The sequence below is a fragment of the Microcoleus sp. D3_18a_C4 genome, from assembly GCF_036702415.1.
GTDB lineage: Bacteria > Cyanobacteriota > Cyanobacteriia > Cyanobacteriales > Microcoleaceae > Microcoleus.
On sequence record NZ_JAUBTI010000007.1, the window covers coordinates 91157 to 109134 of the forward strand.

Genomic DNA, 17978 nt, shown 5'->3' on the forward strand with positions numbered 1-17978 from the left:
GTCCTGACTACAAAACAATTGGATTGCATTCGTTCGATCGCACATAAGTTGACATCCGCCCCGACCGTCGCGGACGGGGATTCCCAAACCTCACGATTTGAATTTCTGCTTCTTCGCAACTGCCTCCACCCTACAAGAGATTTGGTCTTATGTTCGCTCTCGCGCACTAACCCCGCAAGAGAAAGCGGTTTTTACGTGTCGAATACCAAACGGAATTCTTCTCCTGTGTTGATTCTAGGGATGTTTACCATTGCCCTATCGTCTTTTCCCGGTCTACCGATTTTGCTTCGCCGCCAGCACCTCGGGCTGAACTTCGCTCGTATAGGCTGTTTGATCCATCGTCTCGGGTGGGTCGTTGACCAATTATATTGTAATATAAAGCCGTCCTAAAAGGACGAGGTTTCTACCCAATTTTCTGATGATTCACGGGCGAGACGCCCGCGCCACAATAAACACACCACAACGAACACACAGGAAAAAAGGGATTTTGGAGTTGATATTTTAAGTCCACTGTCGGAAAAATGTATTTTCTTCCCAAGCGGCGGCGGTGCGTTTTTCAAGTGCTGCCATTTCTGTTGTGTTTAGGGGTTTGAATGCTTGGGCGACTTTGAAGTTTTCTTCTAATTGCTTTACTGAGTCGGCGGCGATGACGCAGCAGTGCACGCCGGGAAGTGAAAGCGTGTAGCCCATTGCTTGGTGCATTCCATCTAAAACACCGTTCTGAAATAATTTGCCGTAAGCTGGTATTTTCATGGCTATGACGCCGATGTTTTTGGCTTTGGCCACTGGTAAAGCGCTGGTAACAAAGGAGCGCGGATGGTGTTTTTCGGCGGCGTTGAGGGAGATTAATGTTGTGTCGAAAGGATAGCGCTGCAAGCCTGTGGCAATGATGGCTGGTTCGTGGTGTCCGGTGATGCCGGAAAAACGAATTATTTTTTGCTGTTTGGCTTCTTCGATCGCCTTTATTGCTCCTTTGGCACTGAAAATTTGGTCTAATTCTGTTTGGAATGAGACGTGGTGGAGTTGCCACAAGTCTAGCCGATCGGTTTTCAATCTTTTGAGCGATCGCTCTAAGTCTCTCCACGCGCCGTCTCTGTCTCTGGCGGCGGTTTTTGTGGCTAGGAATAGGCGATCTCGATATGGTGGCAAAACTTTGCCTAAGTTTTCTTCGCTAGGCCCGTAGTCGGCGGCCGTGTCAAAATAGCGAATGCCTAGTTCGATCGCCCGTTCAATTTGCGCCGCCGCTTCTGCTTCTCTTCCCGGCTGCGACAGCGGTGTTTGTCCGGCCCCTCCCAAACCGAAAATCGGCACTTTCACCCCGGTGTTGCCTAACAGTCGTTCTGGCATTTTTACTGTGGCGGCCGCCTGGTTATTGGGTGTGGCTGCGATTTCCCAATCCTGCTGTTCGATCGCCTTAGCACCTGCAATGCCGCTGGCAACAGCTATACTGCTCAATATAAAATTGCGGCGAGTCTTTTTGCGGGTCATTATTTCCGTCTCCTCAGAATATGTGAGTAGAATTTAACCGCGTTTGTGAGAACACAATAAATAGATTGTTACTGCAAATCGGATAATTTTCCCCCTCTCCGAGGGAGGAGATGGCAGGGGAAAAATTATCTATGTGCCGATCGACTATTGGTCAATTATCCATGCGCGAATCAGTTCGTTTATCTGTTCTGGTACTTCGTCGTGGGGACAGTGACCAGCTTTGATAAAGTGTTCTGTCAACTGCGGATAGTGTTTGCGAAATTTGGCGCTTCTTTCTGTGGAATTCATCCACGGATCGCCTTCTCCCCACAGCATTAGCAACGGGCAGGTTAATTGACTAAGTAATACGTCAATTTTTTCGCCTTGGGGTGTTCGGAATACGGACGCGAATACTTTGGGGGCACCGGGATCGCAGGAGGGAAGGTAAATTTCTTCTACTAATTGGTCTGTAACCGCGCTTTGGTCGAGATATACTTTTTCTAGGGTTTTCCGAATTGTCGATCGCTGGCGCACGTACTGGAACAGCAGAAAACTTGCCCAATCTTGCTGAAATAAGGTTTTAGCTACTGCAGATATGGCTTTTTGCAAGGGCGGGGCTTCGGGTGCGGGCTGCGGTTCGCTGAAGGGGCCGGCGCTGTTGATTAATATCAGTCCGGCTGCTGATTCGGGGCGCCCGGCTGCTACACACAAGGCGGCGTAGCCTCCGAGTGAGTTGCCGGCTAGTACGGCGGGCCGGCCGATGATGTTGGTGATAAAATCGTGGAGTTGGTCGCGCCAGAGGTCGCCGCTGTACTGCAATTCTGGTTTTGCCGATCGCCCGAATCCCAAAAGGTCGATCGCCCACACTTCAAAGTCTTTGCTCAGGCCGCTGATATTTTTGCGCCAGTGGTCTGTGGAGGCTCCAAAACCGTGAATTAACAGCAGGGGAGGGCGTTCTGGATGCCGATCGCTGGATCGAACGTAGTATACTGAATGCCCTCGCCACTGCCAGTAAGTGCCAGCTATGGGGGCTGCAGTTATGGCTGGGGTTGCTTGCATAATGTAAAGAAATAATTATTTACTTTAACTATTGTATCGCGACATTCAGATTTATATAGTTGGAACAACGCCCCGGAGTTTCGCCAGCAAAGGATAGGTCAATTTGGGCGAGTTGGGAGATCGCGCTCGCCCGCACTCAGGCTTAATAAGTTTTGTAACGAATATTGATTTTGTGAGGGGCGCAGCAATGGGAGATATTTGGCCCGATCGCATTTGGGGAAATAAATCGGGTTTGGGCTGCAACATACCTAGGTATGATGATTTGGCTGTTTGGCGGCCACATCAAGTTCTGGGCGATGGCGCTTACCCAGGGGCTGCGAGGGTCGAACCTGATGGGCGAGGGTGAAGGGATCGACTTTTTTATAGTTATTTCCGAGCTTTTCAAGGTGGGGATCGTTTGTTAGGTAGCTGTTGACGGCTTAGGGGATGCAGCTAGCCGTTTGGTTGCTAGTTGGCAAAAGTCAAACTCAAAAATTTCGCTGCTAGGAGAACTTATAAGTAAAATTACTGATGGTTCTCTGCAGAAGTTTCTCAGAATCGCTGAATATTTTGTGACGTTGTTTGCTGTTCTTAATTGCTTTGATACTCTAAGATAGAAGTAGAGCAGCGCAGCTCAATTAATTAGCATTTTGAATACTAGGGAGCCAACTATGCAGGGTGTGAACTTTATCCACCTGAAAGTTAGGGAGTTTTCTGAGTGATTGCTATTTCACCTCGTCCCGTCGGACGCAATTGGATTACGATTAGCTTCGCTTCTACTCTATACCTTTGTCCTATTTTGGATCTGCTCCTAGCAGAAGTGCCAGATTTCTGGCAAGCGGAATTGCGGTTGGGGCTTCAAGAAGCTTTGGTAAATGCTGCTAAGCATGGAAACAAATTAGATCCCGGTAAAACTGTGGGAGTCCGTTTTTCGATCGTCCAAAACCAATATTGGTGGGTGATATCGGATGAAGGTTCTGGCTTTAAGGCTCCTTGCAGTTGCAACCTTTATACCGATGATTGCGACAGTCTCCTCACAGAGGAGGTTGCAGATAACTCTGGACTACCCCATGTGGAACAGGAATGTGGTAGGGGGTTGTTTATTCTTTACCAAATATTCGATCGGGTAGAGTGGAATTCTGAAGGTACAGAGTTACGGCTGTGCAAAGCACTGGCCAGTCCCTACCGACTGCCTCGCTTGCGCTAGCACCGCTATGAAAGCAGCAGTTTTCACCTCCGCTAGACCGGGAAATTTTTTCGTTCTCGGGCTCAAGCTTGCAGTGAGAATTTGAACGCTATGGCTATTGATAGCTGATCGTAATGCAAAATGTGAGTTTTGAGTTAAAAAAGTATAAATCTTTTCAACTCACAATCGCGCTGCTCGATCTAGCGGCGCGATTGTCTAAATTTTGAGCGACTAATCAAGTCAAAACTCCCAACCGCCCAGCGTTACGAAAAACGAAGCAATCTAATTATTTGCCGTGGGTGGGGCAGGGAGGAGCAGATATCGATCGATCCAGCCATCCTGCTGCTTGGTTTAAGCGCGGGAGAGCTTCTTCGGGCTGTTTTTTGAGCAAAAAGACCAAAGCGGCCGCAGCTTGCTCGCAGGCCCGCGCGGAACGGTTGGCTTTGAGGCGGTGCCAATCTTTTTCGCCGATGGCGAGGCGCGCGGCGAGAGCTTGGGCTAGTTCTACCGTGCTCAGCTCGTTGAGGTTGACAGTTTGGGTTGTTTGTGTAGTTTCAAGCATAATTGGCAATTATACGGATTTGGCTGCCGTTTCTGAATTTAAAAAATATACTGCATATAATAACAACTTAATTGGAAATCGGTTTTTTTTATTATTATTGTCAGGTTTGCAGATCGAAATGCCTCAACAGCCGTCAGAGTTAAATCCCGAAGAGCAAGAAAGTGAGTTTGTTCAAGCGCTCGCAGCAGTTGAGCGATCGCTCGCAGCAGTCAAAGAACGGTACACTCAAATTCAGGTCGATCGACAGCGCCAAGTCGAACTCGGCCATCGCCGCGAAGAAATCCGCCAGTCGGGGCGTCGAAATCCATTGCCGCAACTCAAAAAAGAATTGCGGGAAATTGAGCAAGAATTGGAAACTATCGAGTTGAATTTAGAAAGCAGCCTGTTTTCGTGGGGAAGCATAAAACAACCTTTTTGGCAAGCAGTTCGGTTTGGGGGACTCGGCATTTTGATCGGTTGGATTTTGAAATCCTATGCAGGTTGAAGGATGTTGGGATTTATGATTTTTTTTAATGAACCGCAGAAATTCACAGGCGGGACGCCTGTTCCACAGAGGACGCTGAGTCAGAGAAAATAGAGAAATATGGTGCAAAATATTAAATAAACAGGAGTGGATATGACAAATCAACGAATTGCAGCGATTTTGCGCGCAGGTGAACCCGACGAAACTGTAAGTGTTCAAGGTTGGGTTCGTACCAAACGCGAATTGAAAGAATTTGCCTTTGTCGAAGTCAACGACGGTTCGGCGATGGCTAACTTGCAAGTAGTCATAAGTTCCGATTTGCCAGATTTTGAAAATGTACTGAAACAACTGAATACAGGTGCATCTCTAGAAGTGTCGGGAGTGCTGGTAGCATCTCCAGCAAAAGGACAGCGAATTGAGTTGAAAGCCTCACAAGTACAAGTTTACGGCGATGCAGACCCGCAAACTTATCCGCTGCAAAAAAAGCGCCATTCCTTTGAATTTTTGCGGACAATCGCGCATTTGCGACCGCGCACAAACACCCACGGTGCTGTTTTTCGAGTCCGCAATGCTTGTTCGGCGGCGGTACACCAATTTTTTCAAGAACGTGGTTTTTTGTGGGTTCACACTCCGATTATTGCTGCTAGCGACTGCGAAGGTGCGGGGGAAATGTTCGCCGTTACCAACTTTGATTTAAAGAATGTGCCGCGCACGGATTCGCAAGAGGTTGATTATGCTAAAGACTTTTTTGGAAAGCGCGCCTATTTAACAGTTAGCGGCCAGTTGGAAGCGGAAGTTATGGCGATGGCTTTCGGCAATGTTTACACTTTTGGCCCGACTTTTAGAGCGGAAAATTCTAATACTTCGCGGCATTTGGCGGAGTTTTGGATGATTGAACCGGAGATGGCTTTCTGCGATTTGCAGGGAGATATGGATTTGGCTGAGGCGTTTTTAAAGTACATTTTTAAATACGTTTTGGAGCGTTGCCCGGAAGATATGGAGTTTTTCAACGAACGCATTGACAAAACGGTTTTGGCTACTGCTGAAAATATCATTAATAATCAGTTCGAGCGGATTACTTATACCGAGGCGATCGCACTTTTGGAAAAAGCAGACAAAAAGTTTGATTTTCCGGTAAGTTGGGGCTTGGATTTGCAGTCGGAACACGAGCGTTATTTGGCTGAGGACTTGTTTAAAAAGCCGACAATTGTCAGCGATTATCCCGTCGGGATTAAAGCATTTTATATGCGTTTAAATGATGACGAGAAAACCGTGCGAGCAATGGATGTTTTGGCTCCTAATATTGGGGAAATTATCGGCGGTTCGCAGCGGGAAGAAAGGCTGGATGTGTTGGAGCGGCGCATGGAAGCCCAGGGTATGAATAAGGAGGAATTGTGGTGGTATTTGGATTTGCGCCGCTACGGTACTGTGCCTCACGCTGGGTTTGGTTTGGGATTTGAACGGTTAGTGCAGTTTATGACGGGAATGGGGAATATTCGGGATGTGATTCCGTTTCCGAGAGCGCCTTTGAGTATTGATTTTTAGTTGAGGATTGTTTGTAGTGAGGACTAAAGTCCGAGCGAGTTTTAGGAGGACTTTAATCCTCATTACAAACACCTTCTTTTCCAATCTAAAATCTAAAATCTAAAATCTAAAATGGTATGAGCTAATGGTTGTTCAAATCCCATCGAGTTCCAAAGCACCAACTGTCACCTGGGAAGCCTTACCAGCCGACTTTGTTTTACCGGACGATCCCGTGGAAAATATTCAACAACCACCCCTTGCTGCCGCTCTCACCGATGCTCTGGGAGCCGCTGGACGCATTGGGCCGATCGCCCTAATCGGTTCCAATTTTGGACTGGTAGCGACAGTAAATAAGCAGACTGTAGTCAAAGCACCGGATTGGTTTTACGCGCCGCAAGTGCATCGAGTCGCAGATGGCACCATTCGCCGCAGTTACACGCCGAATTTGGAGGGTGCGCCGGTATCGGTGGTGATGGAGTTTTTGTCTAATGAAGATTACGCCGAACTGTCGGTGCGATCGACTCCTCCCTACGGCAAGCTCTACTTCTACGAACAGATTCTGCAAGTGCCCACCTACGTTACCTACGATCCCTACGAGCCCAAGCTGGAAGTGCGGTATTTGCAAAATGGTGGTTATGCAGCCCAGACGGCTGATGCTGAGGGACGGGTGCGGATTCCAGAGTTAGATTTGTGGCTGGGGATTTGGCCGGGGGAACGGCTGGGGCAAACTATGAATTGGCTGCGCTGGTGGGATTCGCAGGGAAATTTGCTGCTGTGGAGTTCGGAACAGGCCCAACAGGAACGCCAGCGGGCCCAACAGGAACGCCAGCGGGCGGATGTATTGGCGGCAAAGTTGCGGGAGTTGGGTGTCGATCCCGATCTGCTGGCCTGAAAGGGCGGGATGTTCGTTAGTTAGCCGTAGGGTGCGTCGCGATCGAACTTTCTGTATAGCTCCCTGATTGGGGAAGCTATACAGAAACTTTCTGTATAGCTCCCTGATTTGGGTAGATAGGCTGAAACTTTCTGTATAGCTCCCTGATTGGGGTGGATAGGTCGAAAGTTTCTGTATAGCTTCCTTTGTAATTCATAAGTTAACCTGATTCCATCGAATCGACCAGTGATTTTCTCAAAAGAATTCTAAAGGACCGAATTTTCAGTCGATGGTCTGAATAGATCTTGAACCAAACCCATGCCAATCCGCCGGATGCTTCGTCCTAGGATGCCGGTGAATTCCAGATCGCCACTCAGGAGTCGGGTGACGAGTCGGGTGCCTTTGGGATGTTTGACACCATATTTAGAGCAAAGTTTGGGAAAGCGATAGAACATAAAGGCGAGCTGACGGGCGGCGTCGAAGTTGGTGGCAAACTCAGCATGGATGCGATCGCTATATTGGTGCACCTTCCCTTCGGCCACACAGTTGCCCGCAATCACGCCACTTCTGACCGCATGGAGGATGCCATCCCCAAACACCGGGTTAATCAACCCCGCCGCATCACCCGCTAGCAATAGTCGTCCATCGGTCGTATGCAAGGGTTCTCGGCCATTCCAGATGGGCAAGGGATGGGCATAAAACTTCAAGGCTTCTCGTTGGTAGGGAATTTGCAAATGATCCATATATTCAAAAATCGTGCGCTGAATTTCCCCACGGGCCTTGGGATCCTCGCGGGCATCCCGATAGCGGGAATGGAACACGCCTGCGCCAATATTGAGGTGATTGGCTTTTGGGAAAATCCAGGCATAGCCACGGGGAATGGCACCATATTCCACATGGATCGTGTCGGGCTTGAGAATGGGGTGGTTGGCATCCCATGCGTGGGGGAGTTCGATTTCCATGCCCAGGGCGATCGCCGGATTCTGTCGCAACTTGGCAACCTTAGCCACAATTCCATTCGCGCCATCTGCCCCAATCACCTGGCACGCCGTTGCCACAAACTCCCCTCCTTGACCGGAATCCCCATTGGCTTTCATGGCCTTTGCCCGCACCGTTACCCGGCTTGATTCCAGTTCCAGAGATCGCACCGCTAACCCATCCCGCAGTTCTACCCCTGCCTGAACAGCCCGAAGAGCCAAAGCTTGGTCAAACAGAGTCCGCTGCACCATCCAGAGAGAATAGTGGTCATCGCTATCGGGCAGATTCATCGCCCCCAGGTAGGGATCGCCAAACTGCCAGGTATGCCGCATATACCGCACATTGCATTCCACCACTGCATCAGGAACCAGATCCCGGAGGACTTGGTGGATGGCAACCGGCGTTCCCCCACCGCAGGGTTTATGGCGAGGCAAGGAATATTTTTCTAGCAAAGCAACTTTCAACCCCCGCTGGGCAGCCGTTGCCGCTGCCACCGTCCCCGCTGGGCCGCCACCACAGACAATCAAGTCATAATGGGTCATTCGGTCTTTCCTATGCTTCTGAGTCAGTACCATTTAATCAGAAACTGCCAATGATTTCGCTGAATTCCGTTTCCATACTGGGAGAGTTAGTCAACTTCATCAGGGAGTGCAATATGAAATTTCTGATTGGTGTCTTGGTCAGTGCATTGGGAGCATCTCTGGGGAGAGTAAAAAGCATTTTTTGTTTGAGTGCGAGATATTGAAGTGCTCGCACGGGCTTATAGTATGTAGCGCTCACTTCAAGATCTCGCACTACAAAAGCTTGCGTACAGATGCTCCCTGTACATTGTTAGTCCTGTTGACATCCACCCCGACCGTCGCGGACGGGGATTCCCAAACCTCACGATTTGAATTTCTGTTTCTTCGCAACTGCCTCCACCCTCAAAGAGATTTGGTCTTATGTTTGCTCCACAGACTAACCCCGCAAGCCCTGCGGTTTTTACGTGTCGAATACCAAACGGAATTCTTCGTATTTTTGATTCTAGGGATGTTTACCATTGCCCTATCCTCTTTTCCCGGTCTACCGATTTTGCTTCGCCGTCAGCACCAAGCTGAACTTCGCTCGTATAGGCTGTTTGATCCATCGTCTCGGGTGGGTCGTTGACCAATTATACTGTAACACAAAGCCGTCCTAAAAGGACGGGGTTTCTACCCAATTTCTTGATGACCCTATTATAACCCGCGATCGCGGCGAATCCACCCGCTGGCTATCGGTCTTTCACCGAGTATGAAGCCTATTTACATCCCGCCCAAGAAGCCGATCCAGAACTCAAGGTGCAATCCATAGCCTATGGTAAGCTACGGTTCCCGCGCCATCTGAGTTCCGGCAATTTTGAGTTCCAAGTGTCAGGCGTTGATGCGGCCAATGTGACGGCATTTCACATCCATTGCGGCGCACCGGGTGTGTTGGAACCGATCGTTGTGGACTTTTGGCAGTAGTTAGCCGTAGGGTGCGTCGAAGAAAGAAAATTTACAAAGAAAGAGCGACAATCTCACAGCGACGCACCACACAATAGTCAGGCGCGTCGAAGAAAGAAAATTCACAAAGAAAGAGCGAAGTTTCAGCAGCGACGCACCCTACAAAATACTTCCGAAAATGGAGGCAGAGCCTCCGGATCTGCGTTACCAGGCTCTGCCTGGTAACGAGTAGACGAGTAAATAAATTAAGTCGCTGGGGGAATTGTGATATCAACAGATTGCACTTTTACCGAAGTTCCCAAACTCGATAACGGCGGTTCAATTGCCTCCGTATTTCCAACTACTAATGTTACCAAATTCTCCGGTTTCAAGTAAGTCTTGGCTACGCGCTGCACGTCGGCAATTGTTGCTGCTTCGATGCTGCGGCGGTAGCGAAAAATGAAATCTTCGGGATAACCGTAGTATTCGTAGCGAATTAATCGCGACAAAGTTTGACTGGGATTTTCAAATTTGAAGATGAAAGAATTTAGGGTGGAATCTTTAGCAAAAGCTAATTCTTCCTGGGTAATTGGTTCGGTGCGGATACGATCTATCTCGGCGCGAATTGCCTGGATAAACGGTACTGTGGCATCCGATCGCGTTTGGCCTCCTGCGACAAACACCCCCGGATAGTCATATCTCGGACTCCAAGCGGCGTATACTGAATAAGCTAAACCTTGGCGCGATCGCACGTTATTAAACAAACGGCCACCGAAACCGTTCAAAACCCCATTCATCACGTCCAAAGCACCGTAATCTGGACTGCTGAGCATTCCGCCCAAATGTCCCATTTGCACGTAACTTTGACTTAATTGCGGCTGATTTACCAAAAATATGCCGCCGCCATTTGCGGGCGATACGGTTGGTAGCGCAGGCACTTCTGCACTTTGACTCGGTTGCCAGTTGCCAAATTTTTGCTCGACGAGCGATCGCATTTTAGAAGTGTCAAAGTCGCCAGAAATACCCAAAATCATGTTTTTGGGGTGGAAATATTTCTGGTAGAAACTCACCAAATCGTCGCGGGAAATATTGGCGAGGGTTTTGTATTCTACCGTGCGCGCGTAAGGACTGCGATCGCCGTAAATTAACTTTTGAAACTCGCGACCGGTAATATCGTCAGGATCGTCATTGCGGCGGGCGATCGCACCTTGAGTTTGGTTCTTCGCTAAATCCAACTTTTCCTTAGCAAATATTGGTTCCCGAATCACTTCCGCAAATAAGTCAAACACGGGTTCCAAATCTTCAGCTAAAGCACTAAAATTAGCGCTGCCAGAACTAACATCAATCCCCGTTTCTACCGAAGCTGCTCGCTGTTCTAGCAACTGATTTAATTCATCAGCCGTATGCCGGCTCGTGCCACCAGTTCGCATCACTTCTCCCGTCAAACCTCCCAATCCAATTTTATCGGCAGGTTCAAAGCGCTCGCCCGTGCGAAATAGCGCCGTTCCCCCGACTAACGGGAGTTCCCGGTCTTCCATAAGATACACCCGGATGCCATTTTTCAGCTCGAAGCGAGTGTATTTAGGCAGTTTAATTTCTGCCAGCGGGGGAAATGTTAATTCGTCGTAGTGTTTGGGTGCCGCCGCAAAGGAAGGTAACAAATTAAACGTGCCCAGTGAAACAGTAAAAAAGCACAGGGATAGCAGAAATAACTTTACTTTTTTCAGTCTCAATTTAGTCCTTTTCATTCTTTCTCCTAAGTTTTATATTGTGACATAGCGAGGCAGAGCCTCTGGATCTGCGTTCCCCGGCTCTGCCCAAGGCGTGACAACTTAACGTTAAACCGACCGTCTCTCTTGTTTGTAGCGAAGTCTAGATCCCCCCTAACCCCCCTTAAGAAGGGGGGGACAAGAGTGTTCTCTTTCGTCAACCCCTACTCCCCTTATTAAGGGGGATGCGAGGGGGAGCGAGACTCGACTAAAAGCGACATTTATTAGGGGTTTCAGTCTTAAGTTTTCAGGAATGGGCCGAGCCTAGGAACGAGTCTTTCTTCTTTCTGATGAATGCCTCACGCTCGACAATTCATCCGTGTATCCGTGTCAAAATCCGTGTCGTGCCTTCCTTCTTCTTAAAGTGGCAAAAGCTTACCAATCGTGCGATTTTCCGGGCGGAAAGTTGCCTGAGCGACACGCTGAATGTCAGCGGGAGTAACAGCCGCGATCGCCTCCAATTCCTTGAACAAATTTCGCCACGAACCGGTGTTTACTTGATAGTCCACCAGCGCAAATGCCATGCCCATATTAGAATTGAGCGATCGCAACAAATCGGCTCTCGCCTGAGTTTTCACGCGCTCCAATTCCAAAGCAGAAACCGGCTCTGTTTTCAGGCGCTCGATTTCCTTGCTCAAAGCGGAGGCTACTTCATCAACCGTGCGGCCCGGAGCAGTTTGAGCGTAAAATAACATCAAATTCGGATACTTTTCCCCCGGATAACCGCTGAAACCTTGAGCAGCCAGCGCCAATTGCTGTTGTTCTACCAAAGATTTGTAGAGCCGAGAAGTGCGGCCATCGCTGAGCAAAGAACCAATCATTTCATAAATCGCATTGTCGGGATGATTCATCGCCGGTTTGTGGTATCCTTCCAAATACCAAGGTTGAGTTTTTAATTGCAGCGTGACTTCCTTAGTTTGCGTTTGGGGAGGTTCGACAAGTTGCAATTCTGGAGGGGCTGGTTTCGCCTTGTAACGGCCGAAATAAATTTGAGCGAGTCGCTTCACCTCCGAAGCTTTCACGTCACCTACCACCGCCACAGTCAGCTTGCTGGGGACGTAGTGAGTCTCGAAAAACTTCTGCACGTCACTGCGGGTGAGGTTTTTAATGTCTTCACTGTAGCCAATTACGGGGCGGCGGTAGGGATGAACAGAGAAAGCTTTGTTGGCAAAAGCTTCAACCATTTGTCCGATCGGAGAATTCTCGGTTCGCAGCCTGCGCTCTTCTAAAATTACCTGTTTTTCTTTGTAAAATTCCCGAAATACTGGTTCTAGAAATCGCTCGGATTCCAGCGACATCCACATTTCTAACTTGTTAGCTGGAAGGCTGTAAAAATACATTGTGGCGTCGGTAGAAGTAGCGGCATTTAGTCCGACTCCGCCTGCTTGTTCGACTATTTTGCCGAGTTCATTGCGCTTGACAAATTGCGAAGCTTCGGCTTCAACTTTGTCAAATTCTGCTTTTAATTGGGCGACTTCTTCAGTTTTGCCGCTGGCCTTGGCTGCTTGCATTTGCTCGAAGAGTTGGTCTTGTTTTTCTAGCAGCGGCTTTTCGGCTTGGTAGTCGGTAGTGCCGATTTTTGGCGTGCCTTTGAAGGCTAAATGTTCGAGATAGTGAGCGACTCCGGTTTGGCCGTCGGGTTCGTTGGCGCCCCCGACATCGGCGTGAATCAGAAACGATGCTACGGGCGCTCTGGGCCTTTCGAGTACGATGAATTTCATGCCGTTGTCGAGCTTAAATTCGCTGACTTGGCTGATTACTCGATCGAGCGACGGTTGAACAGAGACTGCTTGGGAGCCGCTAGCGGGGTTGGGGCGGGCGAGGGCGATTTCCGGCGAAATTCCCCACCACAGCAGTACAGCGGCTAGCAGGGAGGCAATGAATCGAGTTTGGCGATCGGGCGATTCCCTACGGGATAGCTTCGCTTCACGGGGTTTTTGGAACTGCGGGGTCATTCGATTTTAGATTTTAGATTTTAGATTTTGGAGTGTCAAACAAAAAAATGTTTGTGCTCGCTGGCCAGAGATTCTTTTCTCAGGATAAAGATTTTTGGAGGCATAAGCGATCTGTTGCGCCGCAGATGTTAGGCTGATACAGCAAATCTCAAAAAGGGTCATTCGATTTTAGATTTTAGATTTTGGATTTTGGATTGTCAAACAAAAAAATGTTTGCCCTCAATGCCAGAGATTCTTTTTAAAACTTAACATCAATTAGTCCCTCAGTCCAGCTCCCGTAGTTCCAAGTAGCCAATTACCCATTGCAAAGCCATGCGAATTTTTCATCAGTCTCCTCCTTCTGAAACAGAAACCAAGAAGCGGATTTTACAAGCCGCTCAGCGGTTGTTTGCCCGCAGCGGATACGACGGCACCACAACTCGCGATTTAGCAGCGGCGGCGGGGGTGGCCGAGGGTACGCTATTTCGGCATTTTGATAATAAAAAAGCGATTTTGATTGAGGTGGCGACGGAAGGATGGGTGGAGTTGCTGACGGATTTGCTGACAGAATTAAGCGAGATGGGCAGTTACAAAGCAGTGGCTCAGGTGATGCGGCGACGGATGCTGAATATCCGCGAGAATAGCGACATGATGCGGGTGTGTTTTTTGGAGGCGCAATTTCACCCGGATTTGCGCGACAGAATTCAATTGGAAGTCATCGGAAAAATGAGCGATGTTGCTGAGGCTTTTTTTGAAACAGCGATGGAAAAAGGAGTTTATCGGAAGATGAATCCGAAGATTGTCGCTCAGGTATTTTTGGGAATGTTTGCAGTCGCGGGTTTCAGTCAAAATACGATTATGGAGCCGAATGCTTCGCCGCAGGAAATGCAGGAAATGGCGGAAGGATTAGCTGATATTTTTCTGAATGGGGTTTTGCTGAAAGATGAATAATTAGGGCAACAGGGAAAAGTTGTTATGGGCCAAATTTTGCACTATTCTATTCGGCCGCTAACGCAGGAAGACGAGCCTTTTCTGTGGCAAATGCTGTATGAAGCGGCGCACATGGCAGAAGAAGGCGAATCAAGGGTGCAAGCGGTTGTCAATCATCCTTTAATTGCGAAATATGTCAAGAATTGGGGAGGTGCAAACGATTTGGGCTTCGCAGCAATCGAATTGAACGCGAACCAGCCAGTAGGCGCCGCCTGGCTGCGTTTGTTTACAGAGGATGACAAGGGGTTTGGCTGGGTTGACGATACTATCCCGGAATTGGCGATCGCCGTTCTTCCAGAATATACAAATCAGGGTGTAGGAACGCAGTTGCTGGATCGTTTGCTGTCCGCAGCAAAAGCATCTTATCGATCGGTATCCCTGAGTGTCAGAAGCTCGAATCGGGCCCTGAGCTTGTACGAGCGATCGGGATTTAAAGTAATTGAGGGAAGCGAGACAATCAACCGCACAGGAGGGACATCATTCACCATGAAAGTGGATTTTGATTGAGTGAATTATTACTCTATAAATTGGTACATTTGCTGTACCCACTTCTCCCGATTATTCTGCCATTCATCCGTCACTACTTCCCAAGTTGTATTGCTTTCAAGTTCCAGCAAGAGACTTGATACTTCTTCCAGCGTCGATGCTATATGACATTCTTCTACCCAACTTTCACGGATCATTTTCCAGAGACTTTGTACCGCTTCTCGCTGATAATTTGATTCTAATTCAACTAGCAATTTGGCTAGGTGTTTTTCGTCACTTGCTGCTGACACCTCGCTCATCCAACAGTCGCGACGTTCTTTCCATTCTTCCCTCACTGCGTCCCAGTTTAGGTGGGCTTGAAACTCTAACAGTAATTGGCTTAGTTCTACCATATTAAATTTTGTCTTGTTTGCAGTTTGTGCTATTTTTGTACAAATTTTATTGATTGAGAGTGTTGGTTTTTTATAATGAGGGATGTGGCTGAGGCTTTTTTGGAAACGGCGATGGAAAAACAAGTTTATCCAAAGATGAATCCGAAGATTGTCGCTCAGGTATTTTTGGGAATGTGTGCAGTCGCGCCCTTCAGTCAAAATACGATTATGGAGCCGAATGCTTCTCGGCAGCAAATGCAGGAAATGGCTGAAGGACTCGCAGATATTTTTCGGAATGGGGTTTGGCAGAAAGATGAAGAATTAGTCATTAGTCATTAGGAAATTATCGAGCCTGAAAACGCATATCTACAGGCTCTGACTCCTCGAAACTACTCGTTAAACTTGTGCATTTGCTGTACCCAATTCTCCCGATTCTGCTGCCATTCATCAGCCATAGCTTCCGAATTTATATTGGTTTCAAGTTCCAGCAATAAACTTGATACTTCTTGAACAATCGATGCTCCCAGACATTCTTCTACCCAACGGTTGCGACGCTCTTGCCACTGAATATCAACCGATTCTCCCTGCAAGTTTGATTCCCATTCAACTAGCAATTCTGCTAGATATGTCAGGTTAACTGATGCTGCCACACCGCTAACCCAACTTGACCGGCGCTCTTTCCATTCTTTTTTCACTCCTTCCGATTTGAGGTTGCTTTCAAGCTCTAACAGTAACTGATTTAGTTCTACCATCTTAAATGTGGGATTTTTTGTAGTTTGTGCTACAATTATACCAAAATTTTCACTAAACAGAGTGTTAAGTTTTTTTTAAGATTGCGGGCTCAGTGAAACTACAAAATAGATAACTGAATAATGAGCGATAAATTTACTTTAGATATGCTAGACATTCCCTGCGGTTGGAGTAGAGGCGAAGGTGACTGGACTGGAGTGGCGGCGGCTATGGCTAGAGGGGAAACTGTCGAAGTAATTCAAGAAGTTGGTTCTACTTTGTGGCAAAACAGTCTGCCAGAAAAACATTCTTTGTATTGGGAGGGGGAAAATCTCTCAACTATCAAAGCCCGAATTTGGATTAGTTTCACCCAGAGAAGATTTTCGCCGGAATCTGTTTTGCCAAAAGTTCAGTGGCATCCGAGAGTGTTGTGGATAGGGATAGGTTGTGCACGCGGAACAGGGCGAGAATTAATCGAAACTGCGATTCAAAATGTATGTCGCGGTTATCATTTAGCGGAAAGTGCGATCGCAGGTATTGCTACAATAGACACTAAAGCAGGTGAAGTCGGCTTGCTGGAACTTTGTCAAGCCCGAAACTGGCCGTTAAAAACCTTTGCTGCTGACATTTTAAGTTCCGTAGAAGTCCCCAATCCTTCAAATATTGTAGTCGAACAAGTCGGGACGCCTAGTGTAGCAGAAGCCGCGGCACTTTGTGCGATCGAACAGATATCTTGTACCATTCTCAACAACAGGCAAGATGCCTGTTTCACAATTCTCAACCACAGGCAAGATGCCTGTTTCACAAAGAGTGAATCTGCTTGTGGGGTGGGCATCTTGCCCGCCCGTACCATTCTCAACAACAGGCAAGATGCCTGTTCCACAATTCTCAACAACAGGCAAGATGCCTGTTCCACAAAGAGTGAATCTGCTTGTGGGGTGGGCATCTTGCCCGCCCAGCAAAGGCTTTTAGTCCCTAAAAAAATATTTCGCAGTCAAAATCCCCCCCCTTTACAAGGGGGGGTTAGGGGGGGTTCTGCGGTAACAGTAGCGGTTGCAGTTTGCCCGATCGAATATCTGGAATATCTGGGATAATGTATTACTGATCCAAAGTATTGGCATTCACAAATCGACCAATCAACCCAGAGACGAATGACAACACAATGGAACCCACCAAAGCCGGCCAAAAACCGTTAACCGCAAAGCCGATATTGAACGCACCCGCTAACCACGAAGCCAGGGAAAGCGAAATTGCATTCACAACGAATAAAAACAAACCTAAAGTAATAATGGTCAAAGGCAGCGTCAGCAATGTAATAATCGGTTTGACAACCGCATTCACCAATCCGATAACAACAGCAGCCAGCATCGCCGCCGGAAAGCTAACCACCGCCATACCTGGTACAATGTTAGCGGTAATGACCAGCGAAACTGCTGCTACTATCCAAGTTAAGAAAAAACTTAGCATATCTTTTTTTCCATCTCCATCACTATTAATTAAGATTTTAACTGTTTAGTCGATCGACCAAAGTTCGGGATACACTACGAAATACCCACCTTGCGAGAATATCAGACTTATGAAACTCCGGCAACTAGCAGCATTCCTCTTGGCGCTAACTATCTTCATCCTGCCGCAGCCAGCCCAGGCTCAATCTAAATATTACGCTCCGCCGTTGTCCTTTAGCAACGCCGAACTGACAAGACGCGATTTTTCCGGTCAAATGCTGCGGGCTGCTGAGTTTTCTAACGCTAATATGGACTTGACTAATTTTTCTAATGCCGATTTGCGGGGAGCAATTATGAGCGCTTCGGTGATGACTGAGGCGAATTTGCACGGAGCAAATTTAACTAATGCAATGATAGATCAAGTTAAATTTACTAAGGCCGATTTAAGCGATGCCATATTAGCAGAAACAATTTTGCTGCGTTCTACTTTTGAGGGAGCTGATATCACCGGCGCTGACTTTACTGATGCAATTATGGACGGCTCACAAATTAAAGAATTGTGTACAAAGGCAACCGGGATTAATTCTCAAACTGGGATTTCTACTCGCGATTCCTTGGGATGCCGCTGATATCATCTCCGCTCAATTACTGATGATTGTTTGTTGGGTGGGGGCGGGTTTTTGAGATTGTTTGTTTGAGACGATTATGGTTGGTGGAACCCGCCCC

Annotated in this window: 20 protein-coding genes and 1 pseudogene; 11 read left to right on the top strand and 10 right to left on the bottom strand. The window is 47.9% G+C overall.

The genetic code is table 11. The features are described from left to right. Window positions 1-501 precede the first annotated feature (501 nt). Window positions 502-1488, bottom strand: a complete 987-nt coding sequence (locus QUB16_RS05915; RefSeq protein ID WP_333314781.1) for an aldo/keto reductase — start codon at window positions 1486-1488, stop codon at window positions 502-504. A 144-nt stretch (window positions 1489-1632) separates the two neighbouring features. Further along, window positions 1633-2526 (bottom strand): alpha/beta fold hydrolase, encoded by an 894-nt coding sequence (locus QUB16_RS05920; RefSeq protein ID WP_333314783.1) that lies wholly within the window; start codon window positions 2524-2526, stop codon window positions 1633-1635. Between the two features lie 187 nt (window positions 2527-2713). On the opposite strand from QUB16_RS05920, the gene QUB16_RS05925 reads away from it, so the two are divergent. Continuing rightward, on the top strand, window positions 2714-2872 hold the full coding sequence (locus QUB16_RS05925) for a hypothetical protein (protein ID WP_333314785.1): 159 nt from the start codon (window positions 2714-2716) through the stop codon (window positions 2870-2872). A gap of 351 nt (window positions 2873-3223) precedes the next feature. Continuing rightward, window positions 3224-3712 carry an anti-sigma regulatory factor gene (locus QUB16_RS05930; RefSeq protein ID WP_333314787.1) on the top strand — a complete coding sequence of 163 codons (489 nt, stop codon included), beginning with the start codon at window positions 3224-3226 and terminating at the stop codon, window positions 3710-3712. Window positions 3713-3977: 265 nt separating this feature from the next. Here QUB16_RS05930 and QUB16_RS05935 read toward each other — a convergent pair whose 3' ends face one another. Then, complete coding sequence (locus QUB16_RS05935; protein ID WP_333103061.1) at window positions 3978-4253, bottom strand: DUF6439 family protein; 276 nt, start codon at window positions 4251-4253, stop codon at window positions 3978-3980. A 118-nt stretch (window positions 4254-4371) separates the two neighbouring features. On the opposite strand from QUB16_RS05935, the gene QUB16_RS05940 reads away from it, so the two are divergent. The 3 genes from QUB16_RS05940 (at window position 4372) to QUB16_RS05950 (ending at window position 7132) form a co-directional block, all read left to right on the top strand. Further along, window positions 4372-4737 (top strand): DUF2203 domain-containing protein, encoded by a 366-nt coding sequence (locus QUB16_RS05940; protein ID WP_333314790.1) that lies wholly within the window; start codon window positions 4372-4374, stop codon window positions 4735-4737. 132 nt (window positions 4738-4869) lie between these two features. After that, a complete protein-coding gene (asnS, locus tag QUB16_RS05945; RefSeq protein ID WP_333314792.1) occupies window positions 4870-6261 on the top strand; it encodes an asparagine--tRNA ligase in 1392 nt (463 codons plus the stop codon). Window positions 6262-6385: 124 nt separating this feature from the next. Then, on the top strand, window positions 6386-7132 hold the full coding sequence (locus tag QUB16_RS05950; protein ID WP_333314794.1) for a Uma2 family endonuclease: 747 nt from the start codon (window positions 6386-6388) through the stop codon (window positions 7130-7132). A gap of 245 nt (window positions 7133-7377) precedes the next feature. Here QUB16_RS05950 and QUB16_RS05955 read toward each other — a convergent pair whose 3' ends face one another. Next, window positions 7378-8631: a geranylgeranyl reductase family protein gene (locus QUB16_RS05955; protein WP_333314796.1), complete on the bottom strand. Its 1254-nt coding sequence runs from the start codon at window positions 8629-8631 to the stop codon at window positions 7378-7380. A 37-nt stretch (window positions 8632-8668) separates the two neighbouring features. Then, a complete protein-coding gene (locus tag QUB16_RS05960) occupies window positions 8669-8869 on the bottom strand; it encodes a hypothetical protein (protein ID WP_333314799.1) in 201 nt (66 codons plus the stop codon). Window positions 8870-9405: 536 nt separating this feature from the next. On the opposite strand from QUB16_RS05960, the gene QUB16_RS05965 reads away from it, so the two are divergent. Beyond that, window positions 9406-9570: a CHRD domain-containing protein gene (locus QUB16_RS05965; protein ID WP_333314801.1), complete on the top strand. Its 165-nt coding sequence runs from the start codon at window positions 9406-9408 to the stop codon at window positions 9568-9570. Between the two features lie 224 nt (window positions 9571-9794). Here the strand turns inward: QUB16_RS05965 and QUB16_RS05970 are convergent, their stop codons facing one another. Beyond that, complete coding sequence (locus QUB16_RS05970; RefSeq protein ID WP_333314804.1) at window positions 9795-11276, bottom strand: pitrilysin family protein; 1482 nt, start codon at window positions 11274-11276, stop codon at window positions 9795-9797. A 380-nt stretch (window positions 11277-11656) separates the two neighbouring features. Further along, window positions 11657-13252 (bottom strand): pitrilysin family protein, encoded by a 1596-nt coding sequence (locus tag QUB16_RS05975; protein ID WP_333314805.1) that lies wholly within the window; start codon window positions 13250-13252, stop codon window positions 11657-11659. A 312-nt stretch (window positions 13253-13564) separates the two neighbouring features. On the opposite strand from QUB16_RS05975, the gene QUB16_RS05980 reads away from it, so the two are divergent. Together QUB16_RS05980 and QUB16_RS05985 are read left to right on the top strand one after the other, a co-directional pair. After that, window positions 13565-14182 carry a helix-turn-helix domain-containing protein gene (locus QUB16_RS05980; RefSeq protein WP_333314807.1) on the top strand — a complete coding sequence of 206 codons (618 nt, stop codon included), beginning with the start codon at window positions 13565-13567 and terminating at the stop codon, window positions 14180-14182. A 24-nt stretch (window positions 14183-14206) separates the two neighbouring features. Beyond that, window positions 14207-14728, top strand: coding sequence for a GNAT family N-acetyltransferase (locus QUB16_RS05985; RefSeq protein ID WP_333314810.1), 522 nt, complete (start codon window positions 14207-14209; stop codon window positions 14726-14728). A gap of 8 nt (window positions 14729-14736) precedes the next feature. Here the strand turns inward: QUB16_RS05985 and QUB16_RS05990 are convergent, their stop codons facing one another. Then, a complete protein-coding gene (locus QUB16_RS05990) occupies window positions 14737-15099 on the bottom strand; it encodes a hypothetical protein (protein WP_333103045.1) in 363 nt (120 codons plus the stop codon). Window positions 15100-15174: 75 nt separating this feature from the next. On the opposite strand from QUB16_RS05990, the pseudogene QUB16_RS05995 reads away from it, so the two are divergent. After that, a pseudogene (locus tag QUB16_RS05995) lies at window positions 15175-15417 on the top strand (TetR/AcrR family transcriptional regulator); the annotation flags it as partial. Window positions 15418-15467: 50 nt separating this feature from the next. Here the strand turns inward: QUB16_RS05995 and QUB16_RS06000 are convergent. Further along, window positions 15468-15830, bottom strand: a complete 363-nt coding sequence (locus tag QUB16_RS06000) for a hypothetical protein (RefSeq protein ID WP_333314811.1) — start codon at window positions 15828-15830, stop codon at window positions 15468-15470. A gap of 120 nt (window positions 15831-15950) precedes the next feature. Between QUB16_RS06000 and QUB16_RS06005 the strand changes: the two genes are divergently transcribed. Next, the gene (locus tag QUB16_RS06005) at window positions 15951-16901 is read left to right on the top strand and encodes a cobalamin biosynthesis protein (RefSeq protein ID WP_333314814.1); all 951 of its coding nucleotides are present in this window, start codon (window positions 15951-15953) and stop codon (window positions 16899-16901) included. Window positions 16902-16905: 4 nt separating this feature from the next. On the opposite strand, the gene QUB16_RS06010 is transcribed toward QUB16_RS06005, so the two are convergent. After that, entirely contained in the window at window positions 16906-17274 is a 369-nt protein-coding gene (locus tag QUB16_RS06010; RefSeq protein ID WP_333314815.1) for a phage holin family protein, read from the bottom strand. Between the two features lie 109 nt (window positions 17275-17383). Between QUB16_RS06010 and QUB16_RS06015 the strand changes: the two genes are divergently transcribed. Further along, window positions 17384-17881, top strand: coding sequence for a pentapeptide repeat-containing protein (locus QUB16_RS06015; protein ID WP_333314819.1), 498 nt, complete (start codon window positions 17384-17386; stop codon window positions 17879-17881). The last annotated feature ends 97 nt before the right edge of the window (window positions 17882-17978 follow it).